Origin of the sequence: Arthrobacter sp. AZCC_0090 (genome assembly GCF_014207375.1) — a bacterium.
GTDB lineage: Bacteria > Actinomycetota > Actinomycetes > Actinomycetales > Micrococcaceae > Arthrobacter.
Window position 1 is genome coordinate 172,709 of the sequence record NZ_JACHEE010000010.1, and the last position, 20,805, is coordinate 193,513.

Consider the following 20,805-nt stretch of genomic DNA (forward strand, 5'->3'; position numbering starts at 1 on the left):
GGCATCAAGGAGAACCGGAGTAGCAGAATGATTCCCCCTCTCCCGCTGTGGTACGTCACGAATCACCTCCCTGCGGGCGTGATCGAGTGGGTCGGGGGGCCGGGCGCCAATACGGTATCGTCGCTGGTTGCGTTGACGGGTTCCGTCGCCGAGGTCAATCGCCAGGTCCGCGAACAGCGAAACCTCGACGGCGATCCGCTCAACTTTCAGGACTGCATTCTGCTCCCTCTGGAACCCCTCCCGTCCGGCGTGTCCTGGGACGTCGAGGCGCTGTTGGCGCTGGCCTCTAGCGCCGGCGTCGTTGCCCTTGCCGTTAAGCTGCCTCACGACGTCGGTGCGGTGCCACCTAACATCAAACGCCTCGCCGAACGCTTGGGGCTTGTGGTCCTGGCCGTCCACAACACCTGGCAATTCGGCGTGGCCGCGCAGGAGTTGCTGTCTGGAGCCGCCCATTTGCTGGGCCTGCTCGTCTCCCGCGTGGCTTCCGAATGCCGGACCCCGTATGGCTCCCTCACCCACCTCCTGTCGCGACTGACCCACGCTTTAGGGCACCAGGTGACGCTGGTGGACCCATCCGGAAAGCTCATCTCCGCTGAGGAATCGCTGCAAGAAAGAGGACAGCAGCCGGAAGCCAGCACACTGCCCGACACCACGGAAATCCTTGCTGCCGTCTACAAGGAGCAGGACAACAGTCCGCGGCTCCGGGTGGTCCTCGGTCCCGTCTTGGCGCAGGAACAAGCCGCTATCGGCGCAGCCCTCGCCGTGGCCGCCATTGCCGTTTCGGAACTGCTGTCCCGCCAGCGGCTGGAGAGGGAACGCGATGCCCGGCACCGTATTGCCCTGTTGGGACAGTTGATCGACAGTGCCGGTGACGTCAGTCCTTCATTCAGGGCCAGGGCGCTGGAACTCGGCTGGACGTTGGATGGCTATCACATGGCCTTCCGCGTGATCGCCCGGGAACCGGTGGACATTGTGGCCCGAAAGGCAGACCTGGACCGGGCTCTATTGCGCGAAAAACTTGAAGCCGCAACGGTTGAACAGTCCGACGGTTGGTCCGGGTGGATTACGTTCCCCTCCAAGCCAGGGCCAGCGGATGTCGGCAAGATCAGCAGTGCTTTGCGGCGAGCCCAACGAGAACTCGCTGTAACCATCTCCACCCAATTCGGCGTGGGCCGTATGCAGGCTCAGCCCGAGGGCATCGTCCGTTCCCTCGAGGAGGCCAACGATGCCGCGCGCATCGCTGCGGCCAGGGAAAGCTCTGGCTACTTTGTCCACGTGGACCGCCTGGACATGGCACAGTTGCTGCTGATCTGGACCCGAACGGACACGTTCCGGCCCGCGGCCCGGGAACTCCTGGCCCCACTTCTCAGTGCGGGCCCCGAACTCCTGCTGACCCTCACCACATTTCTTGACTGCGAGTCGTCACTGACGGAAACAGCAGCCATCCTCAATGTCCACCGGAACACTGTCAGCGACCGCATTAGACGCATTCAGTCGCTCATCGCCATCAATCTTGGCGATCCGGAAGCGCGTCTGGCATTGCAACTGGCCTGCCGGAGTCTGCTGATGGACAAACCGGAGTAGCCGGCAAGAACTGCGACTTTTTTGCCGGAAAGGGCGCATAGGCTCTTCCCATGGAAACAGTGGTCTGGTCCAAACCGGAAAGTGAGCGCGCTGGGACGCCGCTGCTTGTGATGATGCACGGATACGGTACGGACGAGCAACGGATGGTGGATCTCTTCCCACAGCTTCCCCAGGAATTCACCTGCGCTGCGCTCCGTGGGCCCATGCCGATTGGGGACCACTACGGCTGGTTCCTGCTGGACTACTTCCTGGCCAACGACTTTGCGGACGTCATCACCGCCACGAACAAGGTGTTCGCCTGGATTGACTCGGTCAAACGCAACCACAGCAGCGTGAGCCTCCTGGGCTATTCCCAAGGCATGGCCATGGCCAGCACCCTCCTGCGGCTCCGTCCGGAAGGCTTCAAGGCGACGGTCGGCCTCTCCGGATTCGTGCTGGAAAACGATCTTCTGGCGCTCAGTGAATCCTTCGAATCGCCACCGCCGTTCTTCTGGGGGAGGGACAAAGCCGATCCCGTGATCTTCAGGGATGCCATTGAGCACACCGAGGAATGGCTCAACAAGAATATGGCTCTCACTGCGAGAACCTATCCCGGCATGGGCCACCGGATCGAGGCGCGGGAAATGGTGGATGTCAGCGCGTTTCTGAAGTACTACGTCCTCCACTGAGGTGAGGTCCGCGTCACATTCGGTGATGCTGGAAAGCAACTCTTGATTGCCAAAATTGTAAGCGCTTACACTCTTCTTCGGCGGTGCAAGGATGTGCCGTCTAATCCAGAAGATGAAAGGGTTGAGGCCGTGTTGAATGGTTAAGACTCAACGCGTGACAATTCAGGACGTCGCAGTCCTCTCAGGCTTGTCCATCTGCACCGTTTCACGCGCTCTGCGGAACCTGCCGAACGTGTCCGAAAAAGCACAGGCGAAAGTGGCCGACGCCGCCGCCAAGCTCGGCTACAAGGCATCCTCCGCCGCGGCCCGGTTGGCCGGCGGAAGCACCGGCTCCATCGCGATCATCGCCCCCACCGCCACCGCCTGGTTTTTCGCCCAGGCCGTCGAAGCGGCCGAGGAAGTCTTCGGAGACAGCGGTTTCGACACAGTTTTGATCAGCCTGCGTGGCAAGTCGAGCGTCAAACGGAAGATCTTCGGCGATCTCCTTGGCCTGTCCCAGCGCGTAGACGGCGTGCTGCTCCTCAACGTTGATCTGAGTGAATACGAGGTTGCCCTTCTGGCCGCGTCCGGCCTCGCAGTTGCGAGCGTGGGGATGACTTCCGTACCGTGGGACAACGTAGGGATCGACGACGAACTTGCGGCTTGGCAGGCCACCTCGCACCTTTTGGGGCTGGGTCATTGGGATCTGGCGGTACTTTCGGGGCGCGAAACCCAGGAGAATTCCGTACTGACGTCCAGCGACCGGCTCAAGGGGTTCGGCCGGGCATTGAAAGACCATCACCTGACCGTTCATCCGGATTTGGTCATCAACTCGGATTCCACGATCGACGGCGGACGCAAAGCCATGAACGAACTCATTGCCCACCGAAGCCTTCCCACGGCGGTCTTTGCGGACTGTGATGAGGCGGCCTTCGGGGCCCTGATGGCCATGCGCGAGCATGGATTGTCTGCGCCGAAGAATGTCTCCGTGATTGGAATCGACGACCACCCCATGAGTTGGTTCCTTGGCTTGAGCACAGTGGCGCAGCCGGTGGCGGACCAGGGTGCCTTCGCCGCCAACCTGCTGGTCGACCGCCTCCAGAACGCCGACGCTCCCAACGAACCCTCCAACCACTTCCTCGACACCAAGCTCATTGAACGCAAAACCACGCGCCGCCAGCGCTGAACGGACCACCTCACACCATGACTGATACCCGAGCAACCCAGAAAACTGCCTGGACGGGCGCGGCCGCGCTCCTTTTCGACCTCGACGGCGTGCTGACGCCCACCGCCGTGGTGCATGAGCAGGCCTGGCAGGAGCTCTTCGACGGCTACCTGGCGGAAACCGGCCATCCGGACGGCTACCAGGAGAGCGACTACTTCGACCACATCGACGGCAAGCCGCGCTTCGACGGGGTGCGGGATTTCCTCACCTCCCGTGGAATCAGCCTGCCGGAAGGACCCACCGACGACGATCCCGCCAACACCAGCGTGCAGGGTCTCGGCAACCGCAAGAACCGGATCTTCAACGAGATCGTGGATTCACGCGGCGTCGAGCCCTACGCGGGCTCCGTCCGCTTCATCCACGCAGCGTTGGAGCTGGGACTCAAGCTCGCCGTCGTGTCCTCTTCGCGCAACGCGCCCGCCGTCCTGAAGGCGGCCGGACTGGATGGCTACTTCCCTGTGGTGGTGGACGGCCAAGTGGCTGCCGCCGTCGGGCTTCCCGGCAAACCGGATCCCGCAACGTTCCGCTACGCGGCCGAGCTGCTGGACGTTCCCGCCGCGGGCTGCGTCGTCGTCGAGGACGCTGTCTCCGGCGTCCAGGCCGGCAGCGCCGGGAACTTCCGCGCGGTGATCGGGGTGGACCGCGGGGCGGGCCACCAGACCCTGCTCGACGCCGGTGCGACCTTCGTGGTCGACGACCTCGACGATCTCCTCTAATCACGCCGTTTCACCAGAAACAGAAGGAACCAATAGTCCATGGCACTCATCAGCTCCGATAGGCTGCGCTTCCCTTGTGAACCGTGGAAGCTCGTGGAGAGCATCCACGTTCCCGGTGACGCCGGTACGCTCGAAACCCTTTTCAGCCTCGGCAACGGCCACCTGGGCATCCGCGGCGCCCACTGGGCGGGGGCGGACGCCGAACTTCCCGGCACGTTCATCAACGGTTTCCACGAAACCTGGGACATCAAGCACGCCGAAAACGCCTACGGTTTTGCCCGCACGGGCCAACGGATCGTCTACGTTCCGGATGCCAACAATTTCAACGTTGTGGTCGACGGCGAGCAGCTGAGCCTCGCCGAGTCCGCGGTGCAGAACTACCGCCGAACCATCGACTTCGCCACGGGCGTGTACGAATGCACCATCACGTGGGAGTGCCGTTCCGGGGCCACCGTCACCACGGTGGAGCGCCGCGCCGTCGGGATCGAATCCAGGGGTGCCCTTGGCATCGAGCTGAGCCTCACCGCCGATCGCCTGGTGTCCGCGGACATCACGTCCCTGGTGATCAACCGGCAGGACCAGCCTGTGGAGGACCACTCGGCCCACGACCCCCGCCGCTCCGGCCGCCACGCCGGCCGGGTGCTGCTCCCGCTCCACCTCCAGGGCTCGGACGGATCCCTGCGCCTGGCCTGGGAAACCGCGGAATCGCGGCAGCGCATCGGCATGGCCGTGGACCACTGGATTTCCGCGGAAGGCCAGCCTTTCGAAACAGTGGTGGGGGAAGACGAGTCCTCGGTCCGGTACGTCATGGCCGTGAATGAGGGCGAGACCTTCCGCCTGGAGAAGAGCGTCAGCTACGTGGTGAACAGCGCCGACGCAAACGCAGAGGAGCCCGGCGAGATCCTGGCATCGGATGCCGAGCTGGGGCTCGTCCCGTTCAGCACGATCCTGGCCGAAGGCGCCGGGCACTACCGCGACTACTGGTCCTCGGCGGACATCGTCATCGGTGGTCAGCCGGAACAGCAGCAGGCCGTGCGCTGGAGCCTGTTCCAGCTCGCCCAGGCCACCGCGCGCGCCGGCGTTGCAGGCATACCGGCCAAGGGAGTGTCCGGCTCCGGCTATGAGGGCCACTACTTCTGGGACCAGGAGGTGTACCTGTTGCCGTACTTGACGTACACCAACCCGGGAGCTGCCCGGCAGGTCCTGGAGTCGCGCCATGCCATGCTTCCCGACGCCCGGATCCGGGCCAAGGAGCTGAGCGTGGATGGTGCACTGTTCCCGTGGCGCACCATCAACGGGCTCGAAGCCAGCGCGTACTACGCCGCCGGCACCGCGCAGTTCCACATCGCTGCTGCCATCTCCTTCGCCGCCAACCGCTACCAGTGGGCCAGCGGCGACGCCAGCTTCCGCGCTGAACTGGGCGCCGATCTGTTGATCGAGACGGCGCGCATGTGGGCTTCGCTGGGCTTCTTCGGCAAGGACGGGATGTTCCACATCCACGGGGTCACCGGCCCGGACGAATACACGGCCGTGGTCAACGACAACCTCTACACCAACGTCATGGCCCGCTTTAACCTGCGAGCGGCCGCGGCCTTGGAACATCCGGATGTCCCGGAAACCGAGCGGATGGTGTGGCACCAGGCAGCCGAGCGGATGTCCCTGCCCTACGATCCGCACATGGAGATCTACAGCCAGGACAACGACTTCATGACCCTGGAGCCTTGGGACTGGTCGACGCCGCGATCCAAGTACCCCCTGCTGCTCAACTTCCACCCGCTGGTGATCTACCGGCACCAAGTCCTCAAGCAGGCGGACACGGTGCTGGCGATGTTCCTGCAGTGGCAGGACTTCACGGCCGAGGAAAAGCAGCGCGCGTTCGACTTCTACGATCCCATCACCACCGGCGACTCCACCTTGTCCGCCTGCGTGCAGGGGATTATGGCAGCCGAGGTGGGCTATTCCGACGTCGCGCTCCAGCACTTCACCGAGGCACTGTTCATCGACCTGGACAACACGCACAACAACACCGTTGATGGCGTGCACATCGCATCCACCGGCGGGATCTGGAGTTCCTTGGTGAGCGGTTTCGCAGGCATGCGGGACCAGGGCCAGGTCCTGCACTTCGATCCGAGGCTGCCCGCCGAATGGGACAGCCTGTCCTTCCGGCTCACGATCCGCGGGCGGCTGTTGTCCGTCGAACTGCGCCCGGGGACCATCAGCCTGGCGCTCGTTGCGGATGCACGTTCGGCGCCCGACGCCGGTGCCGCGCCTTTGGAGGTCACCCCGCCTTTGGAGGTCAGCGCGCCTTTGGAAGTCACAGCGCCTTTGGAGCTCAGCGTGCGAGGGGAGCGGGTCGTCGTCGGCGTCGAACCCGTCACTGTGCCGCTCGACGCGGTGCCGGTCCCTGCGCCGTCGGTCTTCCCGAGCCTCTTCCCGACGGCAGGACTCCCGGTGATTGGAAGCGCGCGGGTCTAATCCATCGATTGATCCCACTCACCGGCCTTCGCACCTAGGCCGGTGGGTGGGTGGGGAGCAGCGGTTTCGGAGTTATTCGGGAGCGGTTCATTCCTGATTCACGGGACGCCGATACGGTCTCCGGAGACCTCTCTGGAAAGGACCATCCCATGGATCGACGTACATTCGCCTCCGCCGCCTTGCTGACCGCGGCGGCACCGCTGCTCACCACTACTCCAGCCCTCGCGGACCCTTCCGAGCGAGGAAAGGATGCCAAGCTCACACGCACCATGTTGGACGCCTTGGAACGCGAATTAGAAGACCGCGCCACGGCCGCCGTCGTGGAGCCGCATATTGAAGACATCGGATTCAACTGGCATCCGCCAACCAAGCCGCTCGAAAGCATTGATTTCATCATTGCCTATGGCTTCGGCAACCGCCGTCCAACAGGAGGCGGAGACCCCAGCCGCGTGCTCTACGAGCCCGGCCCGGTCAACGAGGCCCTTGCGGACACGGTCGCGAAGCTGCGGGCGAGCCGCAAGGTTCCCGTCTACGCCCAGTGGGAAATCGCCAGGTTCCTTGAGTCGAAGTACCACATGAGCGGGGTGACGTCGATTGAACCGGTCATTTCGGCGGACGGCACCATAGTGTATTTGAGCACGGACGGCGTTGCAGCCCAGGTCAAGGAACTGCGGGCCGCTCAGCCTGCGGGGACCGCCGGCATTGTTGGATTCCGGGACCACATCAAGCGTTGTGTCCAGACCACCCGGGACCGCGGGATGGGCGCTTTCGCTCCCCAAGGCATCGACATGCCCGGCGCCTACGATCCCGAGTCCGGCCAGCCGTGGACCCGGCGTCGTGATCTCTATCTGGTGCACGACATGTACGCCCAGCTGGCCGTCCTCCGCGGGAAGCTGATCGCGCAGGCCTATCCCAACGGCTGATTCGCCGGCCGCCCAGGCAGCGACTTTGATTGGGACGCCAGTGCCGTCTCCGCAGCATCCCAATCGATGTGGTGGCGATAGACCCAGTCGAAGCTGTCGGCAGTTTTCCGGGCCAGTGAGCGGAAGACAGCCTTCAGCACAAGGTCTTCGAAGACGCGCTTGAATTGGCCGCGGATCTTCGGAGCTGCGTTTCGGCGGCCCCATTCGACCACCAATTCCGCGCGGCTCCGGCGTTCCTTCTCGTAGCTGGACAGGGCACCGGGAATGTCCTCGCGCGAGATGCCCCGGAGCGATCGGCCCAGCGCGACGGCATCTTCGATGGCCATGGAGGCGCCCTGCCCGGATGACGGCGATGCCGCGTGGGCAGCGTCTCCCACCAGCACCAGGCCGCCTCGATGCCAGCTGGGGATGCTCGGAAAATCGGAGGTCGTGTACGGCCGGATGATGTCATCGGTGGCAGCGATGATCTGAGCCATGGGCGTCCGGTCCCCGGCCACGAGGTGAGTCAGCCAGGACTTGCGGGCGCTGGGATCCAGCGTGGCAGGATCCTCCGATGACCGCTGGAGCGGGTTGGCAAACCACCAGATCCTTCCCCCTGGATCCTGCATGTAGCAATAGAAGCAGCGCTTGCCGAAGACCATTTTCATGCGCCCGGGTTCGACGTCCAGGAGATCGGACGGGAGTAATCCAGCTTCCACGATGCCACCGGTGTTCAGGAGGGGGATATTTCGGGGAGCCGGGGCTGAAGGGTCGATCAGCGGCCGCACGGCCGAGTGAAGGCCGTCGGCGCCTACCACTAGGTGTCCCTGCGCGGAGGTGCCGTCCGCGAAAACGGCCGTGACGCCGTCGGACGCTTCTTTCACGGTAGCGAGCCGCTTGCCATACTCGATGCGGATGCCGCGGCGGTCGGCAGCCTCACGGAACATGCCATACAGCTCGGAGCGCGTCATGGTGCGGGCGGTGGTGCCGTCAGGGAGGGACCCGCCGTAGTCGAAATCGATGAGGTGCTTTCCAGTGCTGCCCAGGTACATCGACATCTGTGGCGTGCTGAAGCCCAGTTTGGTGGCAGCGCCCTTGAGCTCGAGGGTGTCCAGGGCATCGAAGCCATTGACGGCCACGGTGAGGAAGCCGCCGACGCCGTCCGAGGGCTCACGGTAGGCCTCGAAGACTGTGACTTGATGGCCGGCTTTCTGTAGCGAGATGGCGGTGGCGAGCCCGGCGATCCCGGATCCGATGACGAGGCAGTTCAACATGGTGGAGCCCTTTACTATTTATTTCGTTCGATTAAAAGAAATATATGACTCACGCCAAGGCGTGGTCAATCCTTTCGGTGAGGCGAAATAATTTGCTAGCCTCGGAGGATGGAGAACCACCCGAGGGTCAGTGCGCAGCGTCAGGACTTGCTTGAGGCGGTCTTTGCCTCAGGGCGGGAGCTTTCGACGGCGGCCGTCATGTTCCACACAAAGCTCTCCGAGCTGCGCGGACTGTCTGCGACGGAGGGCAAGGCGATCGACATCCTGCTGCGCTTCGGACCCATGACGGCGGGGGAATTCGGCGAACGTTCCGGGCTGGCTCCAGCCTCGGTCACGGGACTGATGCAACGGCTCGAGAGCAAGGGTGTGGCACGCAGGGTCCGGCACGAAGGTGACAAGCGGAAGGTCCTGATCGAACTCGTGGGGGACCAGGTCACCGCCGCAATGCCCCATTTCGTCGACTTCATGGGCGGCCTCGCGAACCTGCTGGAGGGGTACAGCGACGAAGAACTACGCGTCATTGCGGACTATTCCTCGAAGGCCGCGCGGATCCAACAGGACGCGGCGGGGCGGCTGGGTGCAGCGCCCGGCGGGAACGCGCACGACGACGACGGCCGCGCGCCGTCGTCGAACCCCGCCTGAGGTGCTCCCTACTTCGGCGCTATGCCCCGCATGCTGTTGTTCCGCTTCTCATGGGTGAGTTCGGCGAGGCCAAGTGCTTCCAGGAGCGGTGGCATGTACATACCGAAGCGACCGCGGTACCCCTTGCGCAGGCCGTACCAACCGCCCACGGGATTACCGTCGTCGCGACCCCAAGCCTCAACGGTGCCTTCGGCGGCAGGCTTGTTCTCGTCGGCGGCCCCGAGCGGCACCCAATCGCCTTGCTGGAGTAGCCACGCATGCAGGTCCTCGATGGCCCTCAAATGGTATTTGAGGGTCGTGGAACCCACCTGGCAAACGATCGCGGGAGGGTCACCCGCTTCGTCCCGATACATCGTGTATTCGGAGGAACCAGGCGGGGTGGTGAGCTTCCAGGGGTCTTCCTTGGATCCAGCGGCCATGTGACGGCGTCCTTCCTGGGCGTTGCAGCAGGCGTTGCGCGGATGTTGGCTACACGCTACACAGCATCGGGTTGAATGTTTGCGTGGCCCGCCCAGGCTTAGCCGCCCTCGGCTAGCCGAACCGCCAGTGCCCGGCTGTAGCTCGCGGGGTTCCTCCGCGTCACTGCGGAAACGACTAGTTGCCGCCGGCTGATGCGTTTGGCGTAGAAACCGGCGTAGGGGAGGACGATGATTTCTTCCAGGCCGCTCTCCCAGGCCGGAATCAAGGCCTGCAGGCTATCGCGTTCCGCAGTTGGCGGAACGGCAGGGACCAGGGAATTGTGCCAAGCATGGAAAGCCGCCTGGTCCACGCCGTCCCTGCCGTACTCAGAACTCCACAACGGTGGAATGAACGGGTGGAGCGGTTGAGCCGGCCGGGTGACCTGCCGGATCACCTCAGGTGTGGGCCTGTTTTCCGCGGTTCGTTCCCTCATCTCGTACCAGTCCCAGGCACGCTTCCAGGCAGTTTGCCACCTTTCCTCCCACTCGGCGACGCTCGCCGAACCAGGGGTCCGCGAGGCCCCCGGAGCTGGACGGGGTGAGAGCGCCGGAATGTCGGCGTCCGGAGCCAAGTCCCAAGCGTGCCGGATGAACAGAAGCTCGTTCAGCGGCAGGGATCGGTCCTCGACGCTGATCACCATGTCGTGCGGCCACGGGTTGTTCCACGGCATACCCGCGGGAGCATTGATCCAGCGCATGAGGCCCTCCCGTCGCGATGTTGGCTACACGCTACACAGCATCGGGCGGCACTGGAAGGCAGACGGCGGGGGCTCGCAGGAACTCTTCGATGGCGTCGGCGGCTGCGGGTGCGCCCCCGGAACCGCGGATGCGGGCGGTCATCGCCTCGAGATTGCCCCGGATCGCCTGGTCGCCGCTGACTTGGCACCACTTCCAAGAACGGTGGAGGCGTCATTTGGAAAGATCAGTGCCATGGACGCTGCGTCGGCGGGATTTCAGCCCAGTCTCGAGCTTGGTCCGCACCTCGCGTTTCACGCGGGCGGCAAGCTCGGTCTCATGCGATTCCAGGAAGGTTCGAACGGCACGCGGATCCCACGGCACCAAGGAACGCAACGCCCAGCTGGCTGCTTTGACCACCGTGTCGTCGCGGTCGTGGATCAAAATCCCGACGACGGCGAGCGTGCGTTGGGTGTCGCCGGTTCCCCAACGCGACCTGGTGTTGAGCACGGTGGTGGAGACGAGGGCAATACGACGCCACCAGTGGTCCGGGCTCCGTGCCCAGCCGTCGACGTCGGAGTCCGAGATGAGCCCTTCGCGCCACGCGGGGCCCACCAGGATGGTCGCGAAGGCATCGGCCTGGCCCCAGGAAGCGATGCCTCCTCCCAGCTCTTTCAAGCGGGCCGGTGTGAGGGCCGCAAAAGCCGCCTGATGGGAATTGATGAACTCCCATCCTTCCCACTCAAACCCGGCTTCCACCAGACCTTCGGCGAGAGCGAAGACCACGGACGCATCCATCGTGGCGATTTCCGCGGAGACTTTACGGCGGACGGCGCGGAAGCTCGCGGCGTCGTGCTTCTCCAAAGCGCGCAGTTCGTCGAGGACGCGCGCCAACAATTGCCCCGGTTGGGTGTCCCCCGGAGAGACGAGCACGCCGTGCGAAGCCACTTCTAGCCCCAGGATTGCGTGGGCTGAGCGCTATTATTCCGTGGCGTCGTCGGTGTCCGGCCCTTCGGCGGGTTCCTGGCTATGCAGCCCGGTCTCGTGGAGGACCCAGCCCTCAGTTTCCCCTTCGGCAGGGGCGTCGCTGTGGTGGCGGACGTCGTTGGGCTCTGCTGACTTCTTCATTCCGGATACTTCCTGTCCTTCGTTGGACTGCTCCCGTGAACGCCTTAAAGTCTACGCCGGGAAGGCTGGAAGCCTTAGGGTTTGGACCGTTTACCAGGTAACCAGATTCCTTTGACCCGCCAGCTTCGCTTCCTCGACCGCCCTCTTGGCTAAGACTCGTCCGTTGTGTCATTTCCTTAGGGTCGAGCAAGTCTCCCGAAGGCCTCAGCCGGGTGGTTGCCGCCGGCGCGGCGGAGGGCACCAAGGGCGGTCTCAAACGGATCACTACTGGAAAGAGCAGCCCGACCGGCCCCCAGCAGCCAGAGGTCCTCGGTCCACCTCGCCGCAAGCGCGGCACTTTCCCAGAGAAGCACACATTCCAAGGCGAGCCTTCGTGCCGCACTTGTGACGTCACTGCCACGGAGGAGCCGCAACTCGGACTCGAACCCACCCTGTTGCGATAGATTCTTCAGGACCGGATACCATTTCAGCCTGGTCTCTGACTTATCCAGCACTCCACTGAACGAGCGGACGAAGAGGTGAGCAGCCAGGGCTGCGGGCTCGGCCGCTTCAACATGCGCGAATCCATCAAACACCCGTTGAGTACGTTCCATCCCACGAGTCTAAGAGGACAGACGAGCACGTGCAGGCAATGAAGGCCATGACGCAAGGTCGCGCCAACGCTCGGCTGAACCGCGGTGAACCGGACCCGGGCTACGACAAAGGCACAGGGGGCGTCTGGCCTAGGCTAGGCCAAGGAACTACCGAACGAATCCAACGCCTGAATGCAGAGGTGAAGAATGGCAAAGCGAACCAACCCGGCAGTGAAGATTGCGCAGGAAACCGCCCATAACGCCATGTTCGACGCCAACGGCAATGCCAAGCCCGGTGTCCACAACGTGCTGCTCCGCGCCGTCGAGGTCCAACGTCCCCTTGTCCTGGCGAACCTGCGCCGCCTCCAGCGCAAACACCCACATGCCACGGCAGCGCAGCTCGCCGCCAAACTGGAGCGCGACTACCTCGCCGCGGTGACGGGTGGGGGTGCCGCCGTCGGGGCAACCGCCGTCGTGCCCGGAATCGGCACCGCGGCGTCGCTGGGCCTGTCCGCGGTCGCGACTATCGGCTTCCTGGAAGGAACCGCGCTGTACGCCGCTTCCTTGGCCGAACTCCACGGCATCCGCCTGACCGACCCGGACCGTGCACGCACCATGGTCATGGCCATCATGCTCGGCGAAGAGGGTACCGCCCTGCTGGGTTCGCTCAGCGGACAATCGCTCGGCAAGGGCAAAGGCGTGACCCAAGCTTGGGGCAGGACCCTCACCAAGAAGCTGCCTGGCGGAGGATTCGGAGTGGTTCGCGACGCCATCCAGCGCGCCTTCCTCAAGAGGCTGCTGAGGAGCCAGGGCACCGCTTTCCTTGGCCGCGCCCTGCCCTTCGGCGTAGGGGCAGTGGTGGGCGGGGTCGGGAACCGCATCATGGGCCGTGCCGTGGCGGCCGCAGCACGAGAAGCATTCGGTCCTATGCCGGACATCATCCCGGGCGAGCTGCTCCCAGCCGCCCGCCAGAACGCACTGGAAGGCGGAAATAGTGGATCTCAACGCTGATTCGGGGGAGTCGTTCGGCTCCTGGACCATGGGGAACGACGCCTCGATGTTCCGGATTGTCAGTAGCGCCAACGTTGCTTGCGGGTTCCACGCCGGGGATCCGGTGACCATGCTGGACAGTTGCCGCGCGGCCTTCGAGCTCGACGTCCGGGTCGGCGCACATGTGGGCTACCGGGACCTGCACGGCTTCGGGCGCCGATCGATGGACATGTCCTTCGATGAGCTCTTCGGCGACGTCCTCTACCAGCTCGGCGCCCTGGACGGCATGGCCCATGCGGTGGGCGCCTCCGTGGACTACGTCAAACCCCACGGTGCGCTGTACAACAGGATCGTCCACGATGTCGATCAGGCCGAAGCCGTGGTTGCCGCGATTCACGCCTACGATCCGGGGCTTCCCGTCCTTGGCCTGCCCGGGTCGGCGTTCCTGCGCCTCGCCGAAGAATCCGGGCACCCGGTGTTCCGGGAGGCTTTCGTGGACCGCGGGTATTTGCCGGACGGCACCCTGGTGCCGCGCTCGCAGGAGGGCGCAGTGGTGCACGACGCCGCCGCAGTAGTCGAGCGGGCCGTGCGCTTTGCCGTGCGGGGGGAGGTTCTGGCCATAGACGGCACTGTGGTGCGCGTGAAGCCCGACTCCCTGTGCATCCATGGCGATACCCCTGGTGCTGTTGAACTGGCTGCGGCGGTGCGCGCTGGCCTCGAGGAAGCTGGTGTGGAGATTGAATCCTTCGCCTGAGGTTCTTGGTTCGCCGGGCGCCGGTTCGCACGTCGCTGGCGGGCGAATCCTGTTGCCCTGCGGGGACAGCGCATTCTTGGTGGAACTGCCGGACCTCAATGCCGTAGTAGCGTACTACCGCGGGCTGACTGGGGCAGGTGCGGCCGCGAGCCTTTCAGCGCCGTCGGGGATCATCGACGTCGTGCCCGCCGCGCGGACTGTTCTGGTCACCTTCGATCCCGGGGCGATCCGTCCGGCCGAGGTCCGCTACTGGCTAGAATCCGCCGAGCCGGCGCGTGCCCGGGTAAGCTCGGGCCGCGAAGTGATTATCGAGGTGTCCTATGGGGGACCCGACCTTGCCGAAACGGCACAGTTCCTCAGCATGAGCGAGGCCGAGGTTGTCAATCTTCATACGAACTCGGAGTGGACGGCCGCCTTTTCCGGCTTTGCGCCCGGCTTCGTGTATCTGGTGACTACGCATGAGCGGCTCCGCGTCCCGCGCCGGAACACCCCGCGCACCGCTGTGCCGGCCGGGGCTGTCGGTCTCGCGGGCGAGTTCAGCGGCGTCTACCCACGCTCTTCGCCGGGCGGCTGGCAGCTGATCGGAACTACGACGGCGGCACTCTGGGATGCATCGAAAGCGGACCCTGCGCTGATCAGGCCGGGCGACGTGGTGCGGTTCGTGGAGGCCTGATGGCGATTGTGGTGGTGAACCCGGGCCCACTCACCTTGGTGGAAGACCTCGGCAGGCAAGGCTGGGCCTCGTTGGGGCTGAGCCCTTCCGGTGCCTTGGACCGGCAATCTCTTCGCCTCGCCAATCTGCTGGTGGGAAATCCCGTGGGGGCGGCCGGGCTGGAAATCTTGCTGGGCGGGCTGCGCCTGCGGTTCGTCACGGCGTCGACAGTCGCGGTAACTGGCGCGGAAGGAATCGTGACACTCAACGGTGCCGAGATTACGCTCAACCAAGCGATCCGTGTGGCTCCGGGGTCGGTGCTGGATTTCGGGGTTCCGCTGTTCGGACTGCGATACTACCTGGCTGTGCAGGGCGGGATCGATGCGTCCAAGCTTCTCGGTTCAAGCAGCACGGACATGCTCTCCGGTGAGGGCCCGGCGCCGTTGAAATCGGGGGAACAGCTGGGGATCGGCCGTGTTTCCAATGGTTCGTCTGCGGGAACGGGGGCTGGGCATCTCAACAATGTAGCGATCCTCCCAGCCATCCGCCGTGCCCCCGATCCAGGGCGAGCCATCACGGCCCGGGTGGACCGCGGCCCCCGTGCAGACTGGTTCGACCACGACTCCTGGCGCCGCCTTGTCAGCCAGGACTGGACCCTCTCGCCCGATTCCAACAGGATCGGCGCCCGGCTCGTGGGCCGCCCGCTCAACCAGACCCGGCGCGAGGAACTGCCCAGCGAAGGGATGGTTCTCGGCGCACTGCAAGTCCCGCCGTCGGGCCTTCCCACCGTTTTCCTCGCTGATCATCCCGTGACGGGCGGCTACCCCGTAATAGCCGTGGTGCGCCGCGCGGATCTGGACTTGCTGGGCCAAGCCCGCCCCGGCCAGCGGATCCGCTTCCTGGGCTAAGGGTCCCTCTCCACTGGACATGCCCCTCCGAGCCGCTCAAAAGTGGACATGCCCCTCCGTAATGCCCACGCCCGGTTGGACATGCCCCTTGCTCTCTGTGTGGAATGGACATATTGGGATTATGTCCAATGGTGGGCGGCAGAGGTGAGCATCTCCCTTTCCTGCTTCTGGGCGCGAGCGTTGGACATGCCCCTTGCTCCCTGTGAGGAATGGACATATTGGGACTATGTCCACTGGCCGAACACAAAAGTGGGCATGTCCCTCCGAGCTATTCAAAAGTGGGCATGTCCCTCCGAGCTATTCAAAAGGGGGCATGTCCCTCCGTGTTGGTCGAACCGGGTCGGTCGAACCGGTTGGTCGAACCAGGTCGGTCGAACCGGGAAGGGCCGAGCGCGCGTCAGCCGAACACCAAGTGCGCCACCGTGAAGATCGCGAGTCCGGCCAACGACCCTACAACAGTGCCGTTGATGCGGATGAACTGCAGGTCCTTGCCGACTTGGAGCTCGATCTTTTGCGACGTTTCCTCGGCGTCCCAGCGGGCCACAGTATCCGTGATGACGCCGGCGATGTCGGAACGGTACGTTTTGACGAGGTACCCGGCTGCATCCCCGATCCAAGCATTGACCTTGCCCGCCAGTTCGTCGTCGCTGACAAGGCGCGAACCGAAGTCCCGTACGGCGCTCTTGAAACGCTGCGTCAACTCGCTGTCGGGATCGTCGACGGCGGTGAGCAGCGCGTTTTTGATGGTGCCCCACGTGCGGGAGGCAAGTTCGCGGACCTCGGGATCACCAAGGATCTGGGTCTTGATGCCTTCGGCCCGCGCAATCATCGCAGGATCGTGCTGAAGATCTTGGGCGAGATCGCCCAAGTATGTGTCAATCGACTGCCGCACCTGATGGTCCGGATCTTGCTGCACCGCCCGGACGAACTTGGCGATCTCGTTATAGACCCTGTGCCCAACGATGTCATCCACGAAGGACGGAACCCACAGGGGAGAACGGTCGGACACCAGCCGGTTCACCGTGGAGTGGTTCGCTTCCACCCAATCCGCCGCGCGGTCAACCAGCAGGTCGACGAGCTTGTGGTGGTGGCCCTCTGCGAAGATCCGCTCGGCCATCCGTCCCACGGGCGGTCCCCACGGCGGAGTCAGCAAGTGCTTGCGGACCATGCCCTCGATCACTGCCTGGACGTCGTCGTCGTTCAGCACGGTGAACGCTCCGCGGATCAGCGCCGATCCCTCCTTGGCGACCCGCTCGGCGCCCCCCGGAGAAGTGAGCCACGCGCCGACCTTCCGGGCGAGGTCCACGCTCGCAAGCTTCTCCTGGACCACCTGCTCAGAGAGGAAATTTGTCTCCACGAACTCCCCGAGCGAGGCACCGATCTGGTCCTTGCGCCGGGGGATGATGGCCGTGTGCGGGATTTTGATGCCCATCGGGTACTTGAACAGCGCAGTGACGGCGAACCAGTCGGCCAGCGCTCCCACCATGCCGCCCTCGGCAGCCGCCCGCACATATTCCATCCACGGGTACTGCTTTTGCAAGGCGAAAGCGGCAGTAAAAACTACCGCCATGACGATCAAGAGTGCCAGCGCCACCGACTTCATCCGACGCAGGGCAGCCGCCTTTTCGGCGTCACCGTTTCGTTGCCCGACGCCGGGCGCAACCGTAGATCTGTTCGCGGCACCTGCGTGCCGGGTGGCCTCCCCGGTCGGGTCACTATTGCTGTCCGTCACCGGGATTTGTTCAGAGTTCACCTGCATGTGCCCAGCGTAGCCCCGTCGCTGTCATGGGCGTGGGCTACCGTATCCCCATGACGAATGACGATCTCGGCCGTTCTAACAAAAGCTCAGACCAAAGCATGGAGCAAAACACGCGGCCCATGGTCTACGCCCACCGCGGAGCCAGTGCCGCATTTGCGGAGCACACGCGTGCCGCATACCTGAAGGCAATCGCCGACGGCGCCGACGGCGTCGAGTGCGACGTTCACCTGACCCGGGACCAGCACGTCGTCTTGCTTCACGACGCAAACTTGGACCGTACCTCGGACGGCACCGGTCCCGTGGCTGAGAAGACGCTCGAAGAGCTGCGGCAGCTGGATTTCTCCTCCTGGAAAGGCGCCCGGATTCCGGACCAGTACGGCGCAAAGTCGGACCAGCTCCTGACGCTCCCGGAGTTGCTGGAGATCCTGCGCGGCGCTGGCAGGGAGATCGGTTTGGCCATTGAACTCAAGCATCCCAGCCCGTACCAGCTCAAGCTCGAAGACCGCGTATTGGAACTCCTGGGCAGCGAAGGGTGGAACGCGGAGGCCTCCATGCTGGACAACATCCGGATTTCCTTCATGAGTTTCAGCCCGGATTCCATCAAGCACCTCCTCCAGTTCGTTCCGGCGGAACATATTTGCCAACTGGTGGACGATGTCACGGTGGAAGAAGTCCGCGATGAGCTTGGCTTGGGCGTCATCACCGGGGGAGCTGTGGCCAACGTGATGAAGGCTGCCCAGCAGGAAGGCGAACGAATCCTGGATGACTGCGAAGTTGGACTCGCGGGCCCGGGCATCGACTACGTCCGGAAACACGCGCGCACCGTTCAGCGCTGGATGGAATCGGGCCGACGCTTCCGGGTGTGGACCGTTGATTCGGAGAACGATGTTGCCCTGTGCCAAGGCCTGGGCATCCACGAGATCACTACCAACAAGCCGGCGCAGGTCCTTGCGCAGCTTTAGGGCAGCTCAGCTTTAGGGCAACCGCGAGTCAGATGACCGTGTTGCTGAGGGTTCCGATGCCGCCCAGCGTGATGTCCACACGGTCGCCGGGTTGCACTGCCACGAAGGTGTTCGGAGCTCCCGTCATGATGATGTCGCCGGGCTCCAGGGTCAGCCATTCGGTGACGTAGACGAGGCAATCCGTGATGGAGGACGGCAGGTTGAAGGAACCGGAGCTGGCCTTGACCTGGCCGTTGACTGCTACCTCGGTGCTGACGTTGTCCGGGTCCTCGATTTCGGTTTCGACCCACGGCCCCAGCGGCGTGTAGTTGGTGCCGGACTTGCCTTGGAACAATTTTTCGTCGATCTGGTTCTGGTCCACGTTGGTGACGTCGTTGACCACCGTGTAGCCGAGGACGTGGCTCAAGGCGTTCTCGGGAGTGAGTTTCTCCGCCCGTTTCCCGATGACCGCGGCGAGTTCGCCCTCTATGTTCACCGTGCCTGCGCCCCGCACGGCCACAATCTCATCGCCGGGTCCCGCAATGCTGTGGACGGACTTGTGCCAAGCCTGGATGGGCAGCACGTGGTTGTTGTTGCCCAGGTTGTGCCCGATTCCGAGCACCACGGAAGGCTTGACTGGGGCGAGGAACACGGCTTCGTCCGCGGAACTGGACCCTCCGGTGAAGGAAAGAACCGCGGCAAAAGGATCTTCGATGTGGTCCCAGTGTCCGTTGCGTAGGACTGCGTGCTGAGGGCCGGAAGGGGTCTGAACTCGGGCGATGCGCATGGAACTCCTCGTTGAATTTCAGGACAGGGCCGGGAAACGGCCACTAAGAGAAATTTACACCATACTGAACTGGGTTCAATACTCTGAACGCGCGGGTTCGCAGGCACCATTCGGGGACCTTTCCGTTTATCGCACCGGGCGGGGCTGTGGTTGCATGAATACATGCCTTTTTCGTGGTCTGCCCGGACAACCCAGACAATCTCCGCGGCGGCCATGGGCGCACTTTTGCTCGTCAGTGCGCGGAAGCACTTCCGGCAGCCGGAATTCTTCGCCCCGGTCGTCCCGGACTATCTGTGCCGCTACGACCACATGGGCGAGGATGAACCGAAGGCCCACGCAGCCGCACCCAGGAACGGTGCCCTGGCGGTCATGTCCCGGGAGGAATGGATTGCGGTGAGCGGACTGCTTGAGGCGGCTGCCGCCGTCGGGCTCCTGATTCCTGCCACCCGCAAGGCCGCAGCGTGCGGCACTACCCTGATGTTCGCCGCGTTCCTGGCCGGCCATGTGGACGCGCTCCGCCGCGCGTGCTCTCCCGGTGGAACTGCGTCGGAGCGTCGGATTCATAGCCTGCGTCTGCCTCTGCAGCTTCCCTTGATCCTGTGGGCATGGAGCTTGGCTGGAGCGAAACGGGGCGTATGAAACTCCTTGAATCCCCGGCCGTGAAGGTCGGCCTCTCCATCAGCATCGCAACGGGCCTCTACGGCGTTTCGTTCGGGGCGCTGGCCTCGGCCTCCGGGTTCAATTTCTGGCAGACCATGACGTTCAGCCTGCTCATGTTCAGCGGCGGCTCGCAATTCGCATTCATCGGCGTCGTGGCCGGTGGCGGTTCCGGCATTGCCGCCATGACTGCAGCGGCGCTATTGGGACTGCGTAACGGCATCTACGGGATGCAGATGAACGCGCTGTTGCGTCCCGGCGGCTGGCTCAAGTACCCGCAAGCCCACATCACCATCGACGAATCTACGGCCACCGCGTCGGGCCAAAGCGGTCCAGATGAACAACGCCGTGGCTTCTGGACCGCCGGCATCGGCATCTTCGTGCTGTGGAACATTTTCACGGCCGTCGGAGCCTTGGCAGGCGATGCCTTGGGCGACCCCAAGCAATGGGGGCTCGATGGCGCCGCCGTTGCTGCGTTCCTTGGGTTGCTGTGGCCACGACTCAAAGGCCGCGAGCCCTGGGCGATTGCCGCGGCTGCTTCTCTGGCAACCATCATTGCAGTGCCATTAGTTCCTGCGGGCGTGCCCATTTTGGTGGCTGCGGTAGTGGCCGGAGCCATCGGCTGGTTCAGCCACGGACGAAGCGACGAAGGCATGGAGCCCGACGTCGATCCCTACCCGCACGAGCGTTCACGGGCCGACCAGGCGGACCAAGCCAGGAAGCAAAGGAACGCCGAATGAACCTCTGGGTCTGGATCCTCATCGCCTGCGGACTGGCGTACCTCACCAAGCTCTCCGGCTATTTTGTGCCAGCGAAGTTGCTGCGCAGTCCCCGGATGATGCGCGTGGCCGGGACCATGACTATCGGCCTACTGGCGTCCCTGACCGTGGTCAACGCGGTGGCGTCGGGGCAATCCCTCGCCTTCGACGCCCGGCTTGGTGCCCTGGTTGCCGGAGCCATCGCGCTGTGGCTCCGCGCGCCGTTCCTCGTGGTGGTCATCGTCGGGTCAGCGGCGGCCGCTTGCCTCCGGCTGCTCGGCTGGCACTGACGCCACGCGGC

General features: G+C 64.1%; 23 protein-coding genes. 15 read left to right on the plus strand and 8 right to left on the minus strand.

The window, feature by feature from the left end:
* Window positions 1-27: 27 nt before the first annotated feature.
* The 6 genes from HNP00_RS16415 to HNP00_RS16440 all read left to right on the plus strand — a co-directional run bounded on the left by HNP00_RS16415 (window position 28) and on the right by HNP00_RS16440 (window position 7,570).
* Window positions 28-1,584 (plus strand): CdaR family transcriptional regulator, encoded by a 1,557-nt coding sequence (locus HNP00_RS16415; protein WP_184740792.1) that lies wholly within the window; start codon window positions 28-30, stop codon window positions 1,582-1,584.
* Between the two features lie 50 nt (window positions 1,585-1,634).
* Window positions 1,635-2,252 carry an alpha/beta hydrolase gene (locus HNP00_RS16420; RefSeq protein WP_184740793.1) on the plus strand — a complete coding sequence of 206 codons (618 nt, stop codon included), beginning with the start codon at window positions 1,635-1,637 and terminating at the stop codon, window positions 2,250-2,252.
* Between the two features lie 154 nt (window positions 2,253-2,406).
* Window positions 2,407-3,417 (plus strand): LacI family DNA-binding transcriptional regulator, encoded by a 1,011-nt coding sequence (locus HNP00_RS16425; protein ID WP_311770596.1) that lies wholly within the window; start codon window positions 2,407-2,409, stop codon window positions 3,415-3,417.
* A 17-nt stretch (window positions 3,418-3,434) separates the two neighbouring features.
* Window positions 3,435-4,172 carry an HAD family phosphatase gene (locus tag HNP00_RS16430; protein ID WP_184740795.1) on the plus strand — a complete coding sequence of 246 codons (738 nt, stop codon included), beginning with the start codon at window positions 3,435-3,437 and terminating at the stop codon, window positions 4,170-4,172.
* Window positions 4,173-4,211: 39 nt separating this feature from the next.
* Complete coding sequence (locus tag HNP00_RS16435; protein WP_184740796.1) at window positions 4,212-6,647, plus strand: glycoside hydrolase family 65 protein; 2,436 nt, start codon at window positions 4,212-4,214, stop codon at window positions 6,645-6,647.
* A 149-nt stretch (window positions 6,648-6,796) separates the two neighbouring features.
* Complete coding sequence (locus tag HNP00_RS16440; protein WP_184740797.1) at window positions 6,797-7,570, plus strand: hypothetical protein; 774 nt, start codon at window positions 6,797-6,799, stop codon at window positions 7,568-7,570.
* Here HNP00_RS16440 and HNP00_RS16445 read toward each other — a convergent pair.
* Window positions 7,555-8,823, minus strand: coding sequence for an NAD(P)/FAD-dependent oxidoreductase (locus HNP00_RS16445; protein ID WP_184740798.1), 1,269 nt, complete (start codon window positions 8,821-8,823; stop codon window positions 7,555-7,557). The two genes, HNP00_RS16440 and HNP00_RS16445, sit on opposite strands and share 16 nt — an antisense overlap.
* Before the next feature lie 108 nt (window positions 8,824-8,931).
* Between HNP00_RS16445 and HNP00_RS16450 the strand changes: the two genes are divergently transcribed.
* Entirely contained in the window at window positions 8,932-9,465 is a 534-nt protein-coding gene (locus tag HNP00_RS16450; RefSeq protein WP_184740799.1) for a MarR family transcriptional regulator, read from the plus strand.
* 8 nt (window positions 9,466-9,473) lie between these two features.
* On the opposite strand, the gene HNP00_RS16455 is transcribed toward HNP00_RS16450, so the two are convergent.
* The 5 genes from HNP00_RS16455 to HNP00_RS16475 form a co-directional block, all read right to left on the minus strand.
* Entirely contained in the window at window positions 9,474-9,884 is a 411-nt protein-coding gene (locus HNP00_RS16455; protein WP_184740800.1) for a DUF6855 family protein, read from the minus strand.
* A gap of 98 nt (window positions 9,885-9,982) precedes the next feature.
* A complete protein-coding gene (locus HNP00_RS16460) occupies window positions 9,983-10,621 on the minus strand; it encodes a hypothetical protein (RefSeq protein ID WP_184740801.1) in 639 nt (212 codons plus the stop codon).
* Window positions 10,622-10,832: 211 nt separating this feature from the next.
* Window positions 10,833-11,546 (minus strand): DNA alkylation repair protein, encoded by a 714-nt coding sequence (locus tag HNP00_RS16465; RefSeq protein ID WP_184740802.1) that lies wholly within the window; start codon window positions 11,544-11,546, stop codon window positions 10,833-10,835.
* 33 nt (window positions 11,547-11,579) lie between these two features.
* The gene (locus tag HNP00_RS16470) at window positions 11,580-11,726 is read right to left on the minus strand and encodes a hypothetical protein (RefSeq protein ID WP_184740803.1); all 147 of its coding nucleotides are present in this window, start codon (window positions 11,724-11,726) and stop codon (window positions 11,580-11,582) included.
* Between the two features lie 176 nt (window positions 11,727-11,902).
* Entirely contained in the window at window positions 11,903-12,319 is a 417-nt protein-coding gene (locus HNP00_RS16475) for a hypothetical protein (protein ID WP_184740804.1), read from the minus strand.
* 186 nt (window positions 12,320-12,505) lie between these two features.
* Here HNP00_RS16475 and HNP00_RS16480 point away from each other — a divergent pair, with 186 nt between their 5' ends.
* Genes HNP00_RS16480 through HNP00_RS16495 form a run of 4 tightly spaced genes read left to right on the plus strand, consistent with a single transcriptional unit; the run spans window position 12,506 to window position 15,602 of the window.
* Window positions 12,506-13,309 (plus strand): hypothetical protein, encoded by an 804-nt coding sequence (locus HNP00_RS16480; protein ID WP_184740805.1) that lies wholly within the window; start codon window positions 12,506-12,508, stop codon window positions 13,307-13,309.
* Complete coding sequence (locus HNP00_RS16485; protein ID WP_184740806.1) at window positions 13,293-14,042, plus strand: LamB/YcsF family protein; 750 nt, start codon at window positions 13,293-13,295, stop codon at window positions 14,040-14,042. The genes HNP00_RS16480 and HNP00_RS16485 overlap by 17 nt, the downstream gene beginning before the upstream one ends.
* Entirely contained in the window at window positions 14,017-14,715 is a 699-nt protein-coding gene (pxpB, locus tag HNP00_RS16490; protein WP_311770597.1) for a 5-oxoprolinase subunit PxpB, read from the plus strand. The genes HNP00_RS16485 and pxpB overlap by 26 nt, the downstream gene beginning before the upstream one ends.
* The gene (locus tag HNP00_RS16495; RefSeq protein WP_184740808.1) at window positions 14,715-15,602 is read left to right on the plus strand and encodes a biotin-dependent carboxyltransferase family protein; all 888 of its coding nucleotides are present in this window, start codon (window positions 14,715-14,717) and stop codon (window positions 15,600-15,602) included. Before pxpB ends, HNP00_RS16495 begins: the two co-directional genes overlap by 1 nt.
* Before the next feature lie 397 nt (window positions 15,603-15,999).
* Here HNP00_RS16495 and HNP00_RS16500 read toward each other — a convergent pair whose 3' ends face one another.
* Window positions 16,000-17,361 carry a DUF445 domain-containing protein gene (locus HNP00_RS16500; RefSeq protein WP_184740809.1) on the minus strand — a complete coding sequence of 454 codons (1,362 nt, stop codon included), beginning with the start codon at window positions 17,359-17,361 and terminating at the stop codon, window positions 16,000-16,002.
* A 50-nt stretch (window positions 17,362-17,411) separates the two neighbouring features.
* Here HNP00_RS16500 and HNP00_RS16505 point away from each other — a divergent pair, with 50 nt between their 5' ends.
* Window positions 17,412-18,323, plus strand: coding sequence for a glycerophosphodiester phosphodiesterase (locus HNP00_RS16505; protein WP_395893828.1), 912 nt, complete (start codon window positions 17,412-17,414; stop codon window positions 18,321-18,323).
* A 28-nt stretch (window positions 18,324-18,351) separates the two neighbouring features.
* Here HNP00_RS16505 and HNP00_RS16510 read toward each other — a convergent pair whose 3' ends face one another.
* Window positions 18,352-19,089: a fumarylacetoacetate hydrolase family protein gene (locus tag HNP00_RS16510; RefSeq protein WP_184740810.1), complete on the minus strand. Its 738-nt coding sequence runs from the start codon at window positions 19,087-19,089 to the stop codon at window positions 18,352-18,354.
* Between the two features lie 162 nt (window positions 19,090-19,251).
* Between HNP00_RS16510 and HNP00_RS16515 the strand changes: the two genes are divergently transcribed.
* Genes HNP00_RS16515 through HNP00_RS16525 form a run of 3 tightly spaced genes read left to right on the plus strand, consistent with a single transcriptional unit; the run spans window position 19,252 to window position 20,794 of the window.
* On the plus strand, window positions 19,252-19,728 hold the full coding sequence (locus HNP00_RS16515) for a hypothetical protein (RefSeq protein WP_184740811.1): 477 nt from the start codon (window positions 19,252-19,254) through the stop codon (window positions 19,726-19,728).
* Window positions 19,725-20,486, plus strand: a complete 762-nt coding sequence (locus HNP00_RS16520) for an AzlC family ABC transporter permease (protein WP_184740812.1) — start codon at window positions 19,725-19,727, stop codon at window positions 20,484-20,486. Before HNP00_RS16515 ends, HNP00_RS16520 begins: the two co-directional genes overlap by 4 nt.
* Complete coding sequence (locus tag HNP00_RS16525; protein ID WP_184740813.1) at window positions 20,483-20,794, plus strand: AzlD domain-containing protein; 312 nt, start codon at window positions 20,483-20,485, stop codon at window positions 20,792-20,794. Before HNP00_RS16520 ends, HNP00_RS16525 begins: the two co-directional genes overlap by 4 nt.
* The last annotated feature ends 11 nt before the right edge of the window (window positions 20,795-20,805 follow it).

Bases quoted from the DNA above. Each gene is read 5' to 3' on its own strand.
- HNP00_RS16415 (WP_184740792.1), top strand. From the start codon at position 28: ATGATTCCCCCTCTCCCGCTGTGGTACGTCACGAATCACCTCCCTGCG.
- HNP00_RS16420 (WP_184740793.1), top strand. From the start codon at position 1,635: ATGGAAACAGTGGTCTGGTCCAAACCGGAAAGTGAGCGCGCTGGGACG.
- HNP00_RS16430 (WP_184740795.1), top strand. From the start codon at position 3,435: ATGACTGATACCCGAGCAACCCAGAAAACTGCCTGGACGGGCGCGGCC.
- HNP00_RS16435 (WP_184740796.1), top strand. From the start codon at position 4,212: ATGGCACTCATCAGCTCCGATAGGCTGCGCTTCCCTTGTGAACCGTGG.
- HNP00_RS16440 (WP_184740797.1), top strand. From the start codon at position 6,797: ATGGATCGACGTACATTCGCCTCCGCCGCCTTGCTGACCGCGGCGGCA.
- HNP00_RS16445 (WP_184740798.1), bottom strand. From the start codon at position 8,823: ATGTTGAACTGCCTCGTCATCGGATCCGGGATCGCCGGGCTCGCCACC.
- HNP00_RS16450 (WP_184740799.1), top strand. From the start codon at position 8,932: ATGGAGAACCACCCGAGGGTCAGTGCGCAGCGTCAGGACTTGCTTGAG.
- HNP00_RS16455 (WP_184740800.1), bottom strand. From the start codon at position 9,884: ATGGCCGCTGGATCCAAGGAAGACCCCTGGAAGCTCACCACCCCGCCT.
- HNP00_RS16460 (WP_184740801.1), bottom strand. From the start codon at position 10,621: ATGCGCTGGATCAATGCTCCCGCGGGTATGCCGTGGAACAACCCGTGG.
- HNP00_RS16470 (WP_184740803.1), bottom strand. From the start codon at position 11,726: ATGAAGAAGTCAGCAGAGCCCAACGACGTCCGCCACCACAGCGACGCC.
- HNP00_RS16475 (WP_184740804.1), bottom strand. From the start codon at position 12,319: ATGGAACGTACTCAACGGGTGTTTGATGGATTCGCGCATGTTGAAGCG.
- HNP00_RS16480 (WP_184740805.1), top strand. From the start codon at position 12,506: ATGGCAAAGCGAACCAACCCGGCAGTGAAGATTGCGCAGGAAACCGCC.
- HNP00_RS16495 (WP_184740808.1), top strand. From the start codon at position 14,715: ATGGCGATTGTGGTGGTGAACCCGGGCCCACTCACCTTGGTGGAAGAC.
- HNP00_RS16500 (WP_184740809.1), bottom strand. From the start codon at position 17,361: ATGCAGGTGAACTCTGAACAAATCCCGGTGACGGACAGCAATAGTGAC.
- HNP00_RS16505 (WP_395893828.1), top strand. From the start codon at position 17,412: ATGACGAATGACGATCTCGGCCGTTCTAACAAAAGCTCAGACCAAAGC.
- HNP00_RS16510 (WP_184740810.1), bottom strand. From the start codon at position 19,089: ATGCGCATCGCCCGAGTTCAGACCCCTTCCGGCCCTCAGCACGCAGTC.
- HNP00_RS16515 (WP_184740811.1), top strand. From the start codon at position 19,252: ATGCCTTTTTCGTGGTCTGCCCGGACAACCCAGACAATCTCCGCGGCG.
- HNP00_RS16520 (WP_184740812.1), top strand. From the start codon at position 19,725: ATGAAACTCCTTGAATCCCCGGCCGTGAAGGTCGGCCTCTCCATCAGC.
- HNP00_RS16525 (WP_184740813.1), top strand. From the start codon at position 20,483: ATGAACCTCTGGGTCTGGATCCTCATCGCCTGCGGACTGGCGTACCTC.